Origin of the sequence: Shewanella inventionis, assembly GCF_019931735.1 — a bacterium.
GTDB lineage: Bacteria > Pseudomonadota > Gammaproteobacteria > Enterobacterales > Shewanellaceae > Shewanella > Shewanella inventionis.
The window spans coordinates 1-16,552 of the sequence record NZ_CP082926.1; the positions used below are offsets into that span (position 1 = coordinate 1).

General features: G+C 40.9%; 17 protein-coding genes. 5 read left to right on the forward strand and 12 right to left on the reverse strand.

Features of this window, described 5'->3' with window-relative positions; genetic code table 11:
- Together K8B83_RS00005 and dolP are read left to right on the forward strand one after the other, a co-directional pair.
- Positions 1-594, forward strand: a complete 594-nt coding sequence (locus K8B83_RS00005; RefSeq protein WP_124017505.1) for a phosphoheptose isomerase — start codon at positions 1-3, stop codon at positions 592-594.
- Positions 594-1,169: a division/outer membrane stress-associated lipid-binding lipoprotein gene (gene dolP / locus K8B83_RS00010; RefSeq protein WP_188736068.1), complete on the forward strand. Its 576-nt coding sequence runs from the start codon at positions 594-596 to the stop codon at positions 1,167-1,169. The genes K8B83_RS00005 and dolP overlap by 1 nt, the downstream gene beginning before the upstream one ends.
- Before the next feature lie 92 nt (positions 1,170-1,261).
- Here dolP and trpS read toward each other — a convergent pair whose 3' ends face one another.
- From trpS to rpe, 3 genes are read right to left on the reverse strand one after another with little or no spacing between them, the layout of a single operon-like run.
- Entirely contained in the window at positions 1,262-2,260 is a 999-nt protein-coding gene (gene trpS / locus K8B83_RS00015; protein ID WP_188735695.1) for a tryptophan--tRNA ligase, read from the reverse strand.
- A gap of 37 nt (positions 2,261-2,297) precedes the next feature.
- Positions 2,298-3,002, reverse strand: a complete 705-nt coding sequence (locus K8B83_RS00020) for a phosphoglycolate phosphatase (protein WP_188735697.1) — start codon at positions 3,000-3,002, stop codon at positions 2,298-2,300.
- A gap of 7 nt (positions 3,003-3,009) precedes the next feature.
- On the reverse strand, positions 3,010-3,678 hold the full coding sequence (gene rpe, locus K8B83_RS00025; RefSeq protein ID WP_188735699.1) for a ribulose-phosphate 3-epimerase: 669 nt from the start codon (positions 3,676-3,678) through the stop codon (positions 3,010-3,012).
- Positions 3,679-4,020: 342 nt separating this feature from the next.
- Here rpe and K8B83_RS00030 point away from each other — a divergent pair, with 342 nt between their 5' ends.
- On the forward strand, positions 4,021-4,392 hold the full coding sequence (locus K8B83_RS00030; RefSeq protein ID WP_223418851.1) for a hypothetical protein: 372 nt from the start codon (positions 4,021-4,023) through the stop codon (positions 4,390-4,392).
- A gap of 5 nt (positions 4,393-4,397) precedes the next feature.
- Entirely contained in the window at positions 4,398-4,577 is a 180-nt protein-coding gene (locus tag K8B83_RS00035) for a DUF2970 domain-containing protein (protein WP_188735701.1), read from the forward strand.
- 24 nt (positions 4,578-4,601) lie between these two features.
- On the opposite strand, the gene K8B83_RS00040 is transcribed toward K8B83_RS00035, so the two are convergent.
- The 9 genes from K8B83_RS00040 to K8B83_RS00080 all read right to left on the reverse strand — a co-directional run bounded on the left by K8B83_RS00040 (position 4,602) and on the right by K8B83_RS00080 (position 13,700).
- Positions 4,602-5,438: a Dam family site-specific DNA-(adenine-N6)-methyltransferase gene (locus K8B83_RS00040; RefSeq protein WP_188735703.1), complete on the reverse strand. Its 837-nt coding sequence runs from the start codon at positions 5,436-5,438 to the stop codon at positions 4,602-4,604.
- 128 nt (positions 5,439-5,566) lie between these two features.
- Complete coding sequence (locus K8B83_RS00045; RefSeq protein ID WP_188735705.1) at positions 5,567-6,964, reverse strand: ATP-binding protein; 1,398 nt, start codon at positions 6,962-6,964, stop codon at positions 5,567-5,569.
- An 18-nt stretch (positions 6,965-6,982) separates the two neighbouring features.
- Positions 6,983-8,059 (reverse strand): 3-dehydroquinate synthase, encoded by a 1,077-nt coding sequence (gene aroB, locus K8B83_RS00050; RefSeq protein WP_188735707.1) that lies wholly within the window; start codon positions 8,057-8,059, stop codon positions 6,983-6,985.
- 9 nt (positions 8,060-8,068) lie between these two features.
- The gene (gene aroK, locus K8B83_RS00055; RefSeq protein WP_188735709.1) at positions 8,069-8,584 is read right to left on the reverse strand and encodes a shikimate kinase AroK; all 516 of its coding nucleotides are present in this window, start codon (positions 8,582-8,584) and stop codon (positions 8,069-8,071) included.
- Between the two features lie 265 nt (positions 8,585-8,849).
- A complete protein-coding gene (locus tag K8B83_RS00060) occupies positions 8,850-10,898 on the reverse strand; it encodes a type IV pilus secretin PilQ (RefSeq protein WP_188735711.1) in 2,049 nt (682 codons plus the stop codon).
- 21 nt (positions 10,899-10,919) lie between these two features.
- Positions 10,920-11,438: a pilus assembly protein PilP gene (locus K8B83_RS00065; RefSeq protein WP_188735713.1), complete on the reverse strand. Its 519-nt coding sequence runs from the start codon at positions 11,436-11,438 to the stop codon at positions 10,920-10,922.
- Positions 11,438-12,052 (reverse strand): type IV pilus inner membrane component PilO, encoded by a 615-nt coding sequence (gene pilO, locus K8B83_RS00070; protein ID WP_223418853.1) that lies wholly within the window; start codon positions 12,050-12,052, stop codon positions 11,438-11,440. Before pilO ends, K8B83_RS00065 begins: the two co-directional genes overlap by 1 nt.
- Complete coding sequence (locus K8B83_RS00075; RefSeq protein ID WP_223418854.1) at positions 12,049-12,633, reverse strand: PilN domain-containing protein; 585 nt, start codon at positions 12,631-12,633, stop codon at positions 12,049-12,051. The genes pilO and K8B83_RS00075 overlap by 4 nt, the downstream gene beginning before the upstream one ends.
- On the reverse strand, positions 12,621-13,700 hold the full coding sequence (locus tag K8B83_RS00080; RefSeq protein WP_188735719.1) for a pilus assembly protein PilM: 1,080 nt from the start codon (positions 13,698-13,700) through the stop codon (positions 12,621-12,623). The genes K8B83_RS00075 and K8B83_RS00080 overlap by 13 nt, the downstream gene beginning before the upstream one ends.
- Before the next feature lie 188 nt (positions 13,701-13,888).
- Between K8B83_RS00080 and K8B83_RS00085 the strand changes: the two genes are divergently transcribed.
- A complete protein-coding gene (locus K8B83_RS00085) occupies positions 13,889-16,492 on the forward strand; it encodes a penicillin-binding protein 1A (RefSeq protein ID WP_223418856.1) in 2,604 nt (867 codons plus the stop codon).
- Positions 16,493-16,552: the final 60 nt, after the last annotated feature.

The following is a 16,552-nucleotide window of genomic DNA, read 5'->3' on the forward strand; positions in this document are numbered from 1 at the left end:
ATGTTAGAACGTATTAAAGATAGTTTCACCGAGTCAATTCAGACCAAAATAGATGCTGCCGAAGCACTACCGGAGTCAATTGAAAAAGCAGCAGAGATGATGGTGCAATGTCTTCTTGGCGGCAATAAAATTCTATCATGTGGTAATGGTGGTAGCGCAGGCGACGCACAGCATTTTTCTGCAGAGCTATTAAACCGCTACGAAATTGAACGTCCACCATTACCGGCAATTGCCTTAAGTTGTGACACGTCAACCATTACCGCTATTGCTAACGATTATAGCTACGATGAAATTTTCTCTAAGCAGATTTTAGCCCTTGGCCAACCTGGCGATATTTTACTGGCAATTTCTACCAGCGGTAACTCAGGTAATATCATTAAAGCAATGGAAGCGGCGTTAAGCCGTGACATGACCATTGTTGCATTAACCGGTAAAGACGGTGGCGCGATGGCTGGCTTAATGAGCGCTGGTGATGTTGAAATCCGTGTACCTTCTAATGTGACAGCACGTATCCAAGAAGTGCATTTACTGGTTATTCATTGCTTGTGCGACAACATAGACCGCACTTTATTCCCACAGGATGAGCAAGCATGATGAATAGATTATTCATCATCTCAGTATTGGTAATACTACTTCAAGGTTGTGCTGGAGCGGTGATGGTTGGCGCTGTGAGTGGTGCCAAAATGGCTAATGATGAACGCAGCATGAGCACACAAATTAGTGATACTAATGCTGACTTCACTATTGCTAGTGCCTTATCTAAATACGATGACTTGAATAATCAAACTAATATTGCCGCTGTGGTAATGAATAACAACGTGTTGTTGATTGGCCAGGCGCCAAATTCAATGCTTCGCGATAAAGCGATTAAAGTTGTGCAAGACCTAGAAATTGGCGGAAAAATACATAACCAAATTCGCATTGGCACACCAACCTCATTTACCACGCGCAGTAATGACACCTGGGTAACGACCAAAGTTAAAGGGCGCATGTTAAACGAAAAGTCGCTCGACATTACTCGCATTAAAGTCATCACAGAAAATGGTGAAGTGTTTTTATTGGGATTAATTGATCGTAAGCAAGCTGAATTAGCCGTCGAGATTGCGCGTAATACAGCTGGTGTGCGCAAAGTGGTTAAAGTGTTTGAATACGTTGAACCCGCCAGTTAACACTTTAAGCAATGATTACATTAAAGCCATCGGTGAACGATGGCTTTTTTATGGGTAAATCATCACTGGCTTTAAGTCGTTATCGATTTACGTTATACAATTAAGCCGATTTTCTCGTAGACCTTTTTAATGGTCACTTCTGCACGAGCTTGTGCCTTTTGTGCGCCCTCTGCCATCACTTGTCTTAAGAATGCATCATCAGCGCGGTACTCTTTAAAACGAGCTTGCAATGGCTCAAGCATGGCCACAACAGCTTCACCTGTAGCAACTTTAAGATGGCCATACATTTTACCTTCAAACTCCGCTTCTAACGATGCGATAGACTGCCCAGTACAACCTGCCATTAAACTAAGCAAATTAGACACACCTGGCTTTTGTTCAATATCAAAACGCACAACTGGTGGCTCTTCGCTGTCTGTCATGGCTTTTTTCACTTTCTTTAAAATCGCCTTTGGATCTTCGAGTAACCCAATAACATTGTTACGGTTATCATCTGACTTAGACATCTTTTTAAGCGGGTCTTGCAACGACATCACCTTAGCACCGTGTTCAGGAATAAACGGCTCAGGAATAGTAAATGTGTCGCCATAAGCATTGTTAAATCGCGTAGCTATATCACGTGTTAGCTCTAAATGCTGCTTTTGGTCCTGACCCACAGGAATTTCATTGGCTTGATAAAGCAAAATGTCAGCAGCCATTAACACAGGGTAACCAAATAAGCCCACATTGATGTTATTAGCATGCTTTTGCGACTTATCTTTAAACTGAGTCATGCGGTTAAGCTCGCCCATTTGGGTATAACAGTTTAATGCCCAGCCAAGTTGGGTGTGTTGCGGCACTTGAGACTGAATAAATACTGTGCTTTTTTTAGGATCAACACCGCATGCTAGGTACAATGCAAGGGTGTCTAAACATGCTTCGCGCAATTTTTGAGGATCTTGACGTACTGTAATGGCGTGCAAATCAACGACGCAATATAAGCAATCGTGGCTATCTTGCATGGCAACCCATTGACGTAGTGCGCCCATATAATTACCTATGGTTAATTCGCCTGATGGCTGTGCACCGCTGAGAACTATGGGTTTAGTCATGTGTTTTATTGCTCCAGATTATCTTATAAAATTCGAATTATTGTGAAAGTAAGTATTGGCGTAGTTGGGAAAAGTGTTCGCATACCGCATCAGGTTCACTTAAGCCGATATCTTCGCCGTAGTTATAGCCGTAGGTCAAGCCAATCGACATTACATTTGCCGCTTTAGCCGCTAAAATATCATTTTTTGAATCACCCACCATTAATAGCTGTGACGAATTAATGTTCCATTGATCCATTAAATGTTGCAAAGGCAGAGGATCAGGCTTCATTTTAGCCAGTGAATCACCACCTAGTACCTGCGTAAACAGCCCATCTAAACCAAATGCTTGTAACAAAGGAATAGTAAAGCGATAAGGCTTATTAGTCACAACCGCCAATTTATAACCCGCTTGCTTTAGCTGTTGAAGTACCTCTAACACGCCAGTGTATAAACGGCTATGTTGCTGTAAATGCTCAGCGTAGTGGTGCATAAAGCGCGGCATAGTTTGCTCAAGCCTTGCTTGAAGCTCTGGGCTATCTTCCGCTGTTGAATATGAATAGCTCAATGCTCGTTGCATTAATATTTGAGCGCCATTTCCAACCCAGCTCCTCACTAAGTCTTCTGACACTTTGGGCAAACTGCACTCTGCTAACGTGGCATTTGTTGCTGCGGCTAAATCTGGCACACTGTCAATTAATGTGCCGTCTAAATCAAACGCAATGGCTTGAATATTAAGCCATTGACTCTTTGGTAATATCATTTTTAACTTACACCTTGGCTAATTCGGCGCGCATTAGATCAACAACGACTTTATAGTCTGGCTGATTAAAAATGGCAGAACCTGCGACAAACATATCAGCACCAGCTGCTGCAATTTCAGCAATGTTGTCTACTTTAACGCCGCCATCGACTTCTAAACGAATATCAAACCCGCTAGCATCAATACGAGCACGTACCTGACGCAGTTTATCAAGTGTACTTGGGATAAATGACTGACCGCCAAAGCCTGGATTAACCGACATTAATAAAATGACATCAAGCTTATCCATAACATGATCTAGGTAGTGTAATGGTGTTGCAGGGTTAAACACTAAGCCGGCTTTACAGCCTGATTCTTTAATGAGTTGTAATGTACGGTCGATATGCTCTGAGGCTTCTGGGTGAAAAGTAATAATAGATGCACCCGCTTTAGCAAAATCGGGAATGATTCGATCAACGGGTTTAACCATTAAATGCACATCAATATCTGCGGTGATCCCATAATTACGCAACGCCGTACATACCATTGGGCCAATCGTTAGGTTAGGCACATAATGATTATCCATGACATCAAAATGGACCACATCGGTACCGGCATCTAATACGGCTTTTACATCATCGCCTAAACGGGCAAAATCGGCAGACAAAATTGATGGTGCTATTAAAAATGGGCGCATAATCTTCTCTATTGGTAGACCAAAGTGACGACATTTTACCCTTTGCAGCCACAGGGCTCTAGGTTGAAACGTTAAAAAAGCGCATGAAGTAGCGTATATTTGTCAAAAACTAGACCAGAAGTCGGATTTGTTGTGTTTTACTGATAAAGCAGTGTTCAATATCTAGGCTGTTTTGCTATAATTAAGATGTTACAATTTATTGAGTAAATAACCTCAATAATAATCGATATAGCACAAAATTAATCACTGAAGAATCAATAACCAGCTAGGCCTGTATTGGTACTTTGGTTTATTACCAATGATATTCATGCTCCTCGCATAAACCACGGATAGGGTAACCTTATGGTTAAGCAATTATTAAGCAAGATGTCTAATCGTGATGGTAAATTTTTACCAACACCGGTATATGCTGTATTTGCAACGGCTACTTTGGCGCTGCTGATTAGCCAAGTGCTAATGGCTACAGAGAATACGGCATCTAACACTCAAGCTTGTGTATGCGATAATAACAACAGTTACAATGCCAGCCTACCCAGCAGTCATCCTGCGAACCGTTGCGCTGAACAATCAAATAATATCAGTTGGAGTAATTGGGTTACGGGTAACAGCCGTTCAAGTCAATTTCACTTTATCGATTTGTTAGAACTTTTACATGGGCATAAAGATAAACCGCTACAGGATATGCCAACGCCTAATAGTTCCGAGCAGATATAACCATAATGTCATTTTGGCGGGTTTTTAGCAGTACGGTTGCAGCCTTTTTTGGGGTGCAAACAGAACATAATCGCCAAAAAGATTTCCAATCTCAATCGCCATTGCCTTTTATTATCATGGGCATTTTATTAGCGGTAGGCTTAGTTTTAACATTAGTCTTAATCGTTAACCAGGTGTTGAGTTAGCCCTGCAACTCATCGTTTCTTCCACTATTCATCATAACGATAATGATGATCGTATAAAGCCATAATCTCGTCGACTTTATTGCGTGAGCTGCCTTTTTGGCTGATATTGCGCTGCACCGAAATGGTTGAAAATGTCGCACCTCGGTATAACTCTCGAGTCAGCGGGATATCATGGTTGCTGATTAACACTGGAATATTGCGCTCGTGTGCAATATGTCTTGAATGACGCGCCAGTAAAGCTTGGTCGTCTAGGCTAAAACCAGGACCTGCATAGGTTGTAAAGCTGGCAGTCGTAGATAGCGGAGCATAAGGTGGATCGCAATAAATCACATCACCAACATCTGCTAACTCAAAAGCTTGTTCATAACTGATACATTCAAACGTCGCTTTTTTTGCCTTTACAGAAAAATAACGTATTTCTGCTTCCGGAAAGTATGGCTTTTTGTATGAACCAAAAGGCACATTAAAACCGCCTTTACTGTTATAACGGCACAGACCATTAAAGCCGTGGCGATTCATATACAAAAAATATACAGATCGAATAAAGGGGTCGCTGGTAGCATTAAATTCGGTGCGGACCTTATAATAAGCTTCTTTATTATTCATATCATCGACAAACATTGCCCTAGCAGCTTGAATGTAAACTTCTGGCTGATGTTTGACAATATTATACAGATTGATTAAATCTTGATTAATATCGCACAACAGATAGTGCTCATAATCAGTATTAAGAAAAACAGATCCTGCACCAACAAAAGGTTCAATTAAGCGATTACCTGCCGGAAGGTGTTTGGATAGCTCCTCAATGAGCGAATATTTTCCGCCTGCCCACTTTAGAAAGGCTCTATGCTTTTTTATCATGAATAGGAACTATGCCAGCAAATTAAAGCTGATGATTGTACTCTGTTTCGTGGTATCGACATAGTGTAAAGTCGAATAATTATAGTGATTGTGCACATTATCAGCCCAAACCAACAATGCGTTTATGGTCACTCAACTCGTTGATATTCTGTTAAATCTGCCCATTTTCTTACCCAGGGTGCGGCTAAACGATATTGAGTTTGCAGCTGCTTTGCTTTCACGTCTGCCGCAGCTGGAGTATCAAAGTCGCCCAACAGAATGACAAACCGTTGTTTGTAACTCATTATATAAACCTGTGGTTCATCGACCAGTTTGGTTAATATCGGCGACAGCGACTTTTTATCATTTACACTGGCTAATTGAAGAGTAAAGCCTTTAATTTTATTGGGTGTTTTATCTCTATCAATGATCTGCTGAGGTTGACTAACTGCATGTGCCTGGGCTTTAGCTAGCTTGCCTTGAAACGACAAGCCTTCAACTGATGAGTTAACTACCACATCAGTATGATTATCGAGCGGCACAATATCTGCGTCTTCAACGTGGCTTTCAACAACCACATTTTTTGCATCAATTTGCTGTTGTATCAGTAACTCAGCCTGCTTGTTTGCTGCCAGTTTAGTTTGCGCTAAATGACGTTGCGAAAAATATGGTGCTAAGGTTTGCTTACCATAATCAGCAAGATAATTCGTCGCTTGTTTACGACGTTCAGCCTGTTCTGCGGTTAATTCAATTGAAGCTTTAGGCTGCTCAACAACCAATAGTTGTTGATTGATAAACCAGCCACTGAGCACAACTAACATCACCACGACAGAGAAAAAAACGAGTTTAAACTGAATCGACTTTTGTGTGCTTATTTCTTGTGGCGACTCTATGGCTAACGTGAGTAATTCAACAACTTCTTTTGGTGTGCCTGACTGTTTTTCTAATTGCTTATGAATGATTTCACGCGGAATAAAGGGTGTTTTTTGGCTACGTAATAAAAGGCTTTGATACAAACCGTCACGCTCTGCAATTGGGAGTGATTCAATACTCACCTGCAGCAATAATGCCCGAGTTTCATCTGCCAGATCTGCAATTAACTCACGCCAAAAATTAGGTTCAACCGTCATTGTCACAGCAACAGGTTTACCAGCACAATGAATTTGGCTTAATAAAATGCACTCTGCCCAAATCTCTTTTGGCAATAAGTGGGCATCATCAATGATAATGTGTAGCGGTTTACCCAGGCTTGATTGGATCCTAAAAAGGGTGTCCATTAAAGGTCGTTCATCGTCAAAAATTGGAGCTGAAATTAATTGCACCAAAATTTTACGGCGTATCTCAGCACAATCAGCATGTTGAGGGCAGATAATTAAAGCAGAATTGTAATCGTCTAGTTCGCTGGCCAATGCGGCAACAAGGGTCGATTTACCGGCACCTTTTTCGCCACAGAGCACCAATAATTGCTCACTATAACTGGCGATATGTTGTAAACGCTGAACCAGCGCTTCTTGGGTAGGAAGTAACAAAAGTCCTGAAGCAGTCAAAATATCACCACACTGTATTTATGCGCGGTTAATAACCTGTTTGAGTAAGTCTTCACTCACATCACCAAACACATCAGCACGACCAATTTGCGTTGGCAATATTAAACGAATTTTACCACCTAACACTTTTTTATCTCGGCGCATGTGCTTTATAAAATGCTCAAAAGTCATCGCGTCGGGTGAAGTAATAGGTAGGTCGAAAGCCTGCATTAACTTGCTGATGCGCTCAACACTTGCAGAGTCTAGTAGCGACAACTTACATGCGGTTTGAGCAGCTAAAATGGTTCCTGCTGCTACAGCTTCGCCATGCAACCACACGCCATAGCCCATTTCTGCCTCAATAGCATGACCAAATGTATGCCCAAGATTAAGTAACGCTCTTACGCCCTGTTCAGTTTCATCCTGCGCGACAACATCAGCCTTAATCTGACAACATTTTGCAATGGCATACGTTAAGGCATCGGTATCAAGCGATTTTAATGCTTGTACATTTTGCTCTAGCCATTGGAAAAATTCGCCATCCCAAATAATGCCATACTTGATCACCTCAGCCATGCCGGCAGCAAACTCTTTTGCAGGCAATGTCGTTAAACACAAGGTATCAATAATGACAGATTTAGGTTGGTAAAACGCGCCAATCATGTTTTTACCCAGTGGATGGTTGACGGCAGTTTTACCACCAACAGATGAATCCACTTGCGAGAGCAGTGTCGTCGGAACTTGGATAAAATCGATACCGCGTTGATAACATGCTGCAGCAAAACCAGTCATGTCACCCACTACGCCACCACCAAGTGCAACTAATACTGAATCTCGTGCAAAATTATGTTCGAGTAGACCACTAAAAATTAGATCGAGGTGTTGTAAATCTTTGTATTTTTCACCGTCAGGCAAAATAACAGTTTCTATAGATGTGCAAACACTCATCGCCTGTTGTACCTGTTTAAGGTACAACGGAGCAATGGTGTCGTTTGAAACAATTAAGGCTTTTTTATTTTTTAAGTAGCGAGTAAAAATCTCGCTGTCATTCATCAAATTCTGGCCAATGTATATGGGGTAACTTCTATCACCTAATTGAACCTGAATCTGTTGCATGATTTTTACCTAAAAGCCTAGTTGCTCGATAATTTGGTTAGCGACGATTTTCGCGCTTTGCTCGTCAGTCTTAACAATAACATCCGCAATTTCTTCATACAAAGGATTACGAATTTCAGCTAAGTTTTCGAGCACTTCACGTGGATCGTCTACTTGTAACAACGGACGACGCTTATCACGCTGAGTACGCGCGACTTGCTTGTCGATGGTTGTTTCTAAGTAAACAACTATACCTCGAGCAGAAAGATAATTGCGAATATCTTTACTCTGAACAGAACCACCACCTGTTGCGAGAACGATACCTTGCCTTTCTGAAAGATCAGCGATGACTTGAGCTTCACGACGACGGAAACCCTCCTCACCTTCAACATCGAACACCCAGGCAATATCTGCACCGGTACGTTGTTCAATCTCGTGATCTGAATCGTGGAAATCTAAATGCAGCATTTGAGCCAGATGGCGACCAATTGTGCTTTTACCTGCGCCCATAGGGCCTACCAGAAAAATATTACGTTTTTCAGCCATTTCGTATACGTCTGAATCTTATATGGAAGAATGCCTTATCGACTTAAACTCAAGCCGACCTATAATTTAACCTTGCTCTAATGAGACTTGACGAAGGATTATCTCAGTTATGGGCTATTACTTGCAAGCCATCCCGGCTATTTAAACTAATTAAATTAACTTGTGCGATAAAGTCTTGTTCGCAAAGCTGGCAATTACCAATATAAAAGCCAGCTACGGTGAGCTGGCTTTTTTGTTCAACATGCAATAACAGCGTTGATTTAGCTTATAGTTTTTCCGTTACAATTTTTGGTGTCACAAATATCAGTAACTCCTGGCGCTCGTTAGAATCGGATGTATTTCTAAATAAAAAACCAACCAAGGGGATATCACCTAAAATAGGCACTTTACTGACACTACTGATTAGGTTTTGCTGATAAATCCCGCCCAATACAATTGTTTCGCCATTATTAACAAGTACTTGAGTACCAATACGTTGCGTATCGATTGCCACGGCATCACCTGTTGCAGTTGCCACTGTTGTACCTTGTGAGTCTTGAGTGATCTCAAGGTCAAGGATAACACGGTCATCTGGTGTAATTTGCGGCGTTACCCGTAATGACAATACCGCCTTTTTAAAGCTGACGGTTGTTGCACCACTCGATGCTGATTCTACATAAGGGATCTCAACACCTTGCTCAATGTACGCGGCCTTTTGATTTGACGTTGTAATACGAGGGCTGGCAATAATTTCACCTTTGTTTTCTTGCTCTAATGCGCTCAGCTCAAAATCAAGCACGGTTCCGTCAGCAAGCTTAGCAACATGGAAAGCAATGCTTGACGCTGAAGTGGCCGCAGAAGGTAAGTTTACATTTAACCTGTCATCGATACTCGGGATTGTGCCACCTGCAATATCAGCGGCTCCCTCTAGTGTACCAGAAGTACCGTCTGAGCCTTGTTGATCACTAATACCCCAACGAACACCGAGATCTTCGCTAACATCATCTTTTACTGTCACCATACGGGCTTCGATTAACACTTGCTTAATAGGGATATCAAGCACTTCAATTAAGCGATGTATGTTTTCTAAAATTTCAGCAGTATCTTTAACTAATAATGTATTAGTACGCTCATCTACCGCAACACTGCCTCGACTTGACAGTAATGTTGAGTCTGGTGTTTTAAGTAATTCAGAAATATCGACAGCTTTTGCATAATTTATCTGTAAATACTCAGAAAACAGTGGTGCGAGCTCTTTAACTTCTTGCTGGTTTTTAAGATCGTTACTTTCACGGATTGCCAGTTCTTCACTTGGCGCAACCATTAAAATATTACCTTCAATACGCTTATCAAGACCTTTGGTTTGCAAAATCAAATCTAAAGCTTGATCCCAAGGTACATCATCTAAACGTAACGTTATCTCGCCCTCAACCGTGTCACTTGTGACTAGGTTGAAGTTGTTATAGTCAGCAATAATTTGCAGCACTGTACGCACTGAAATATTTTGGAAGTTTAACGATAATGAACGACCATTATATTTTTTAGCTTCTTTGGCGACAGATACACGCTCAAGTTTATCTATACTAACTTTAAATACATCACCATCTTGACGATAGTTGTAATCATAGTTGCCATTGATATCAACCATAATGCGTGCAGTTAAATCATCTTTAAACGTTTCAAAGCTGCTAACAGGTGTCGCAAAATCTTGTACATCCATGACATACAATAAATCGTTGCTAATATCAGTATTGTATAACTTAATTTCAAGTTTTGAGCCGACTTGCTCTACATTAGCTGCAACGGAATGGTTATTTAAATTAAACAGTATCTCCCCACCACCGGTTTTATTACGGCGAAAATCAATACTTTTAATTCCATTAACAAAAGGGTTGTTTGCTTGTTCTGGGCCCGCAACATCATCGTTAATAGTCAATCGATAGCTATTACCAACAATCTTTCCTTGATAGGGTTTCACATTGTTTAATGCAACAACAATTTGTAAATCGCCACCTTGTTGCTGTGCAGTTAGCTTTTCGACTCCGACACTATCTACAGGGATAACACCCTTATTTAAATTAGATATTGTGTCTGCAAAATTAAGCATAATTTCTGCAGGATCTGCAGAAAGATCCACCGTCGGCGATGTTACTTCCGACTCAAAAACAAGTTCTAATTCTAATTGGTGATCAACCATAGAATGGTATTTGACGTCCATAAGACGATTTGCAGCTAATGCGTTTGGCATAAAACCAACGAATAAAACTGCACCAATAAGCGCTCTACAAAATGATGAGTTTGTTATTGCTTTTTTCATCGCGGCAGAAGATTCCATTATTCCCTCATCCTTCGCACGTTATTTTCCTGAAAGTTCTAAGTTACTGGATCTTTCTGCCCAGCAACCTGAACCATCAGGGATTAATTCAATAATTTCGATAAATTGCGGAGTTACTTTTGCAATTCGGCCATGGTAAAGCCCTAAATATTCACCGACACCTAAACGATAAACATTGGCATCCGTTGATTCAACTAACGCCCATATTGTACCGTCTTCACTCAATGTTCCGCGCATTCTTAAATTGTCTAGTGCGTAAGTTTCTAATCGCCCTTTTCGACGCTTTAAGTCAGGTTGCAAACAATCTTTAGACGTATCGATGACTTCTTCTGTTAATTCCCTTGAAGGAGGCACAAAAGGACTACGCATTAATTCTGCTTGATATTCAAAATGCTCAAATTTTGGTGTTTCTTTTAAAGGCGGAATACGTGCGACATGTTGCGCCTTTGTAGTAGTAACAAATAGCTCTAAATCGCTACGATCGCCAATACAACCCGTTAATAAAAGCAACATAAGTGCAAAAAGAGGTAATAATTTCATTATTTTGCCCCCTGATTTGCTGGCGGTAATTCTGCGCCTTCTTTAAAGCGGTATGTTTTAGCCAGAATATCCATGGATAAACCGCCTGTTTCATTTCGCTTAATAACAAAATCATGCAAGCTTACAATACGAGGTAATTTAGCAACACCACTGACCATATGGCCTATTTCGTGATAATCACCTTCAACAGCCATTTTAATCGGGAATTCAATATAAAAATCTCGTTCGATTTCAGCATCCCAATCAAGACTATTAATGCGTAACCCTGAATCAGTAGCAACAAAGGTTAAGTCGTCTAATAACCCTGGCATTTCGTTTTCAGATGGCAGCATTTTTAATAACTCTGCAAACTGAGCTTCCATCACCACCAGTTGCTCACGATACAATTTTAAGTTTGCAGCCAGGCGATATTTAGTTTCAAAATCTTCACGCAATTGAATTTCTTTAGCTTGTTCAGCTTCCATAATATCAATTGAATCGGCAATAAATAAATAATAACTTGCACCAATAACACAAATAGAGAGAAAAGCAGCAAACACCACTTTGACTAATTTAGGCCAACTACCAATATTTTCAAAATCGATATCATTAAACTGATCTAGGTCGAGATTCATTTTCTCGCTCCTTGGCTGGTATCGACAGCAGTTGATTGTGAATCATCGCGAATGGTCACTCTTAATTTAAAGTTTTGTAGCTGCCTTAAATCTTCATTTTGTGTCACGATAGATTGCATATTAGGATCGTTTAAATAAGATGAGGTTTTCACCTTTCTCATCATATTAGCTACGTTATTATTAGACTCGCTTCGCCCTTCTATCCACAAAATACTGCCTTTCTTTTCAATGCTAGAAAGGTAAACCCCTGGCGGAACAATACGCACTAACTCATCTAAAACATGAGTGGGTAAATTACGCGACTGTTGTAAATTGAGAATAATTTCTGTGCGGCGTTCAATGTCTTTTTTACGCTCAGTGATTTTTCTAATTTCAGCTATTTGCGTATCGAGTAAAGTGATTTCAGATTGGAGATATGCATTACGTTGGCGCTGATCATCAGTCACCAATTCTAAAAAGCTTAAAAATAAATACACCAATAATGATGTCACCAAGAAAACTAACGCTAAAATACCAATATAATCGCGTTTTTGTTTTTCTCTGGCTTCTTCACGCCAAGGTAATAAGTTTATGTTCGCCATTGAGCGTAACTCCTTAGCGCAAGACCACATGCCACCATATATTTACTCATAGTAGGCTGAAGTTGGCTTTTCATCACATCGTCCGCATGTAAACAGCCCTGGAAAGGATCGGCGACAATGGTCATCGCACCTAATTCATTCGTCAGTAGCTCTGCCATTCCTTCTAATTTAGCGGTACCACCGCATAACACGATATAGTCGACTTTTTCACGACCGCTGGCAGTACAATAAATTTGAAGGGTACGTTTTATTTGCTGTAATAATTGGGTTTGAAAAGGTGATAAAACTTCGAACATATAATTTCGAGGAAGTTGCCCTGTGACTTTAGCGCGCTCGGCTTCATCATGTGGCATACCATAAAACGACAAAATAGATTGAGTAAATAATTCGCCGCCAAAGGCCTGTTCTCTAATAAACGTTGTTTCACCTTTTTCGACCACAGAAAACGTCGTCATATTGGCGCCAATGTCTACCATTGCAATTGATTTTTGCTTGGCGCCATCGGGTAATTGACCATATATCAATTCAGCTGAGCGACCTAATGCATAAGCTTCCACGTCGACTACTTTTACATCAAGTTCAACGGCATCTAATGCGTCAACTCGCGAGTCGATGTTTTCACTGCGGCATGCGCTGAGTAGCACGTCGACCTTTGTTGGGTCGGTAACATTAGGACTCAGTCTCTCAAAATCAATACTCACCTCATCAAGCGAATAAGGAATGAGGTTGTCAGCTTCGATTTCAATCTGAGCCTCCATTTCTTCTTCATTTAATGCCGCATCCATGTATATGACTTTGGTCATCACCGCAGATCCAGAAACCGCAACAGCAGCAAACTTTACCGATTTCGGTAAAATACGCTTAACCTGTCGCAGCGATTCCAGCACCGCTTCAGAATCTCGAATATCATGATCGACTACAGCTCCCTTCTTAACAGGAACTGAGGCATGATTTTGAATTTTGTATCCATCAGCAGTCTTGCTCAACAAAATGGCTTTTATTTCATGAGACCCAATATCGATCCCAACCATTTGAGGTGCTTGACGCTTCCATAGTTTAGAAAGCATAGTCCGTCATCACAATTCTATTATTATTTTGTTAGAGATTAGCACATAATCAATTCGTTATAAGTATTTGTATAAAATGTTTATGCAATTTACAAATACTATTTTAACTCGATCATGTTTTACTTCACCAAAAACACTGTGGCTTATATACTATCACCACTATTTTTGTTTTTTCTTGGAATTATCGAGTGAAGTGGTTTAAACGTTTATTAATCGCCTTTTTTAGCCTATCACTTTTAGGAGTTGCAGCTATTACTGCAGCTTACTTCTATGTGTTGCCCGATTTGCCCGATGTCAATTCATTAAAGACGGTACAGTTACAAACTCCGCTGCGAATATACAGCCGTGACGGCAAACTTATTTCTCAGTTTGGTGAAAAACGCCGTATTCCAGTAGAGTATGATGACGTTCCAGCACAATTAATTAATGCGGTGCTTGATACAGAAGACGCGCGTTTCTTTGAACACAGAGGGATTGATCCTATAGGGATTATTCGAGCCGCAACCATTTTGATCACCACAGGGAAAAAAAGCCAGGGTGCGAGTACCATTACTCAACAGGTTGCGCGCGGTTTCTTTTTATCAAACGAAAAAACATACATTCGTAAAATAAAAGAAATTTTTTTGGCGTTAAAAATAGAAAAAGCATTAACAAAGAAAGAAATTTTAGCACTTTACTTAAATCGCTCATTCTTGGGCAACCGGGCCTACGGTGTTGGTGCTGCCGCACAAGTATATTATGGTAAAGAACTCCACCAACTCACATTACCAGAAATGGCAATGATAGCGGGGTTACCCCAAGCTCCATCTGCTGCCAACCCAATTAGAAATCCTGAGCGTGCTATCGCCCGTCGAAATTGGGTGTTAAGTCGTATGCTAGAAAAACGCAATATCACTCAAGCAGAGTACGAAGAAGCCATCAACAGTCCATCAACGGCCAAGTATCATGGAGCTGAAATAGACTTATATGCTCCTTATATCTCTGAAATGGCTCGTGATTACATGATTCAAAAGTACGGTGAAGAAGCGGCCTACACCAACGGATATAACGTTTACACCACGATTTCATCTGATTTGCAGTTAATGGCACAAGAATCATTACGGGATAATGTGTTTGCATATGATCAACGCCACGGCTACCGAGGTCCTGAAGCTCAATTGTGGACTGAAACGCCATTAACACAAGATGAGATTACTAACAAATTAAGACAAATCTCACCAATGCAGGGGATTATTCCTGCCGCGGTGATGAGTGTGAACGGTCAACAAGCACAAGTTTTAGACAGTGATGGAAAGCTCATCACACTTGAGTGGAAAGGGCTAAAATGGGCGCGTAAATTTATTAGCGATAAACGTCAAGGCCTACCACCTAAACAAGCAGCTGACATTCTCAGTGCCGGCCAGCAAGTGTGGATCCGCAACAATGGGCAACATTGGCAATTATCGCAAATACCATCCGTTTCAAGCGCCACCGTTTCACTGGAACCTCACGATGGTGCAATTAGAGCGTTAGTGGGTGGATTTAGCTTTAGCCAAAGCCAATTTAACCGTGTCACTCAAGCCAAACGCCAGTTAGGTTCAAACATTAAACCGTTTATTTATGCTGCAGCGCTTGAAAAAGACTACACCTTAGCGACATTAATTAACAATGCGCCAATTAACAAGCCAGATACACGTCAAGGTACCGCTTGGCGCCCTAAAAACTCGCCTGATATATATGGTGGTCCAACTCGATTGCGGGTGGGATTGGCACAGTCAATAAACGTGATGTCTGTTCGTGCAATGCGTCATGCTGGCTTAGATAATACCATTAAAGAGCTGGTTAAATTTGGCTTTGATCCTAATGATTTACCTCGTAATGAATCTTTAGCTTTAGGCTCGCCATCCGTCACACCTCTACAAGTTGCAACCGCATTTAACGTATTTGCCAATGGCGGCTATTTGGTTGAACCGTATTTTATTGACCATGTGACAGATGGTTATGACAATATGATTGAACAAACCATACCGGCAATCGCATGTGAAAAACCACAAGAAATAAATACCCAAGAAATCGATGTAGAAGACCCATTTGCTGCTATGGCAGAAGAGTTATCTCAACCAATCGAAGCACAAGCATCGTCAACAGAAGTGATTGAAAACGAAGATGAATTCAATACATCAACGGTTACAATAACCAAAGAAGACAACATTTGCAGTAACCCCAATGCACGATTTGCAAAAAAAGTAATTTCAGAGCAAACGGCTTTTTTAATCACTGAAGCATTAAAAAGTGTTATTTGGGGCGGCGGAGACTGGAGTAAGGGCACAGGCTGGAACGGCACGGCTTGGCGTGCAGCTAAGTTAATCAAACGTCATGATATCGCAGGTAAAACAGGTACAACAAACGAATCACGTGATACCTGGTTTAGTGGTTTTAATCCAACATTAACTTCAACGTTTTGGGTTGGTTTTGATGATCATGGTCGCCAGTTAGGGCGTTCAAGCTGGATGGCTAACGGTGAACCTGATCAAATATCAGGTGCTGAAGCCGGCGCAAAAACTGCAGGTCCTGGTTGGAATGACTTTATGAATAAAGCACTTGCTGGAACGCCAGAATACCCTGTGGTTCCACCAAAAGGGATTGTGTCTGCGCGTATTGATCTCGCAACAGGCAAATTGACTCGCAAAACAGATCACACTACAGAGTTTGAGTATTTTGTTGAAGGTACAGAACCTAAAGAGTATGTAACTGAAACGCCGCAAAATGGTGATATCTTTATCGACAACGTAGCAGAAGATTTATTTCAATAGCTCGAATAAGATTTGATCTAAAAAGCCATTCAATCGAATGGCTTTTTTATCCCGAAATGA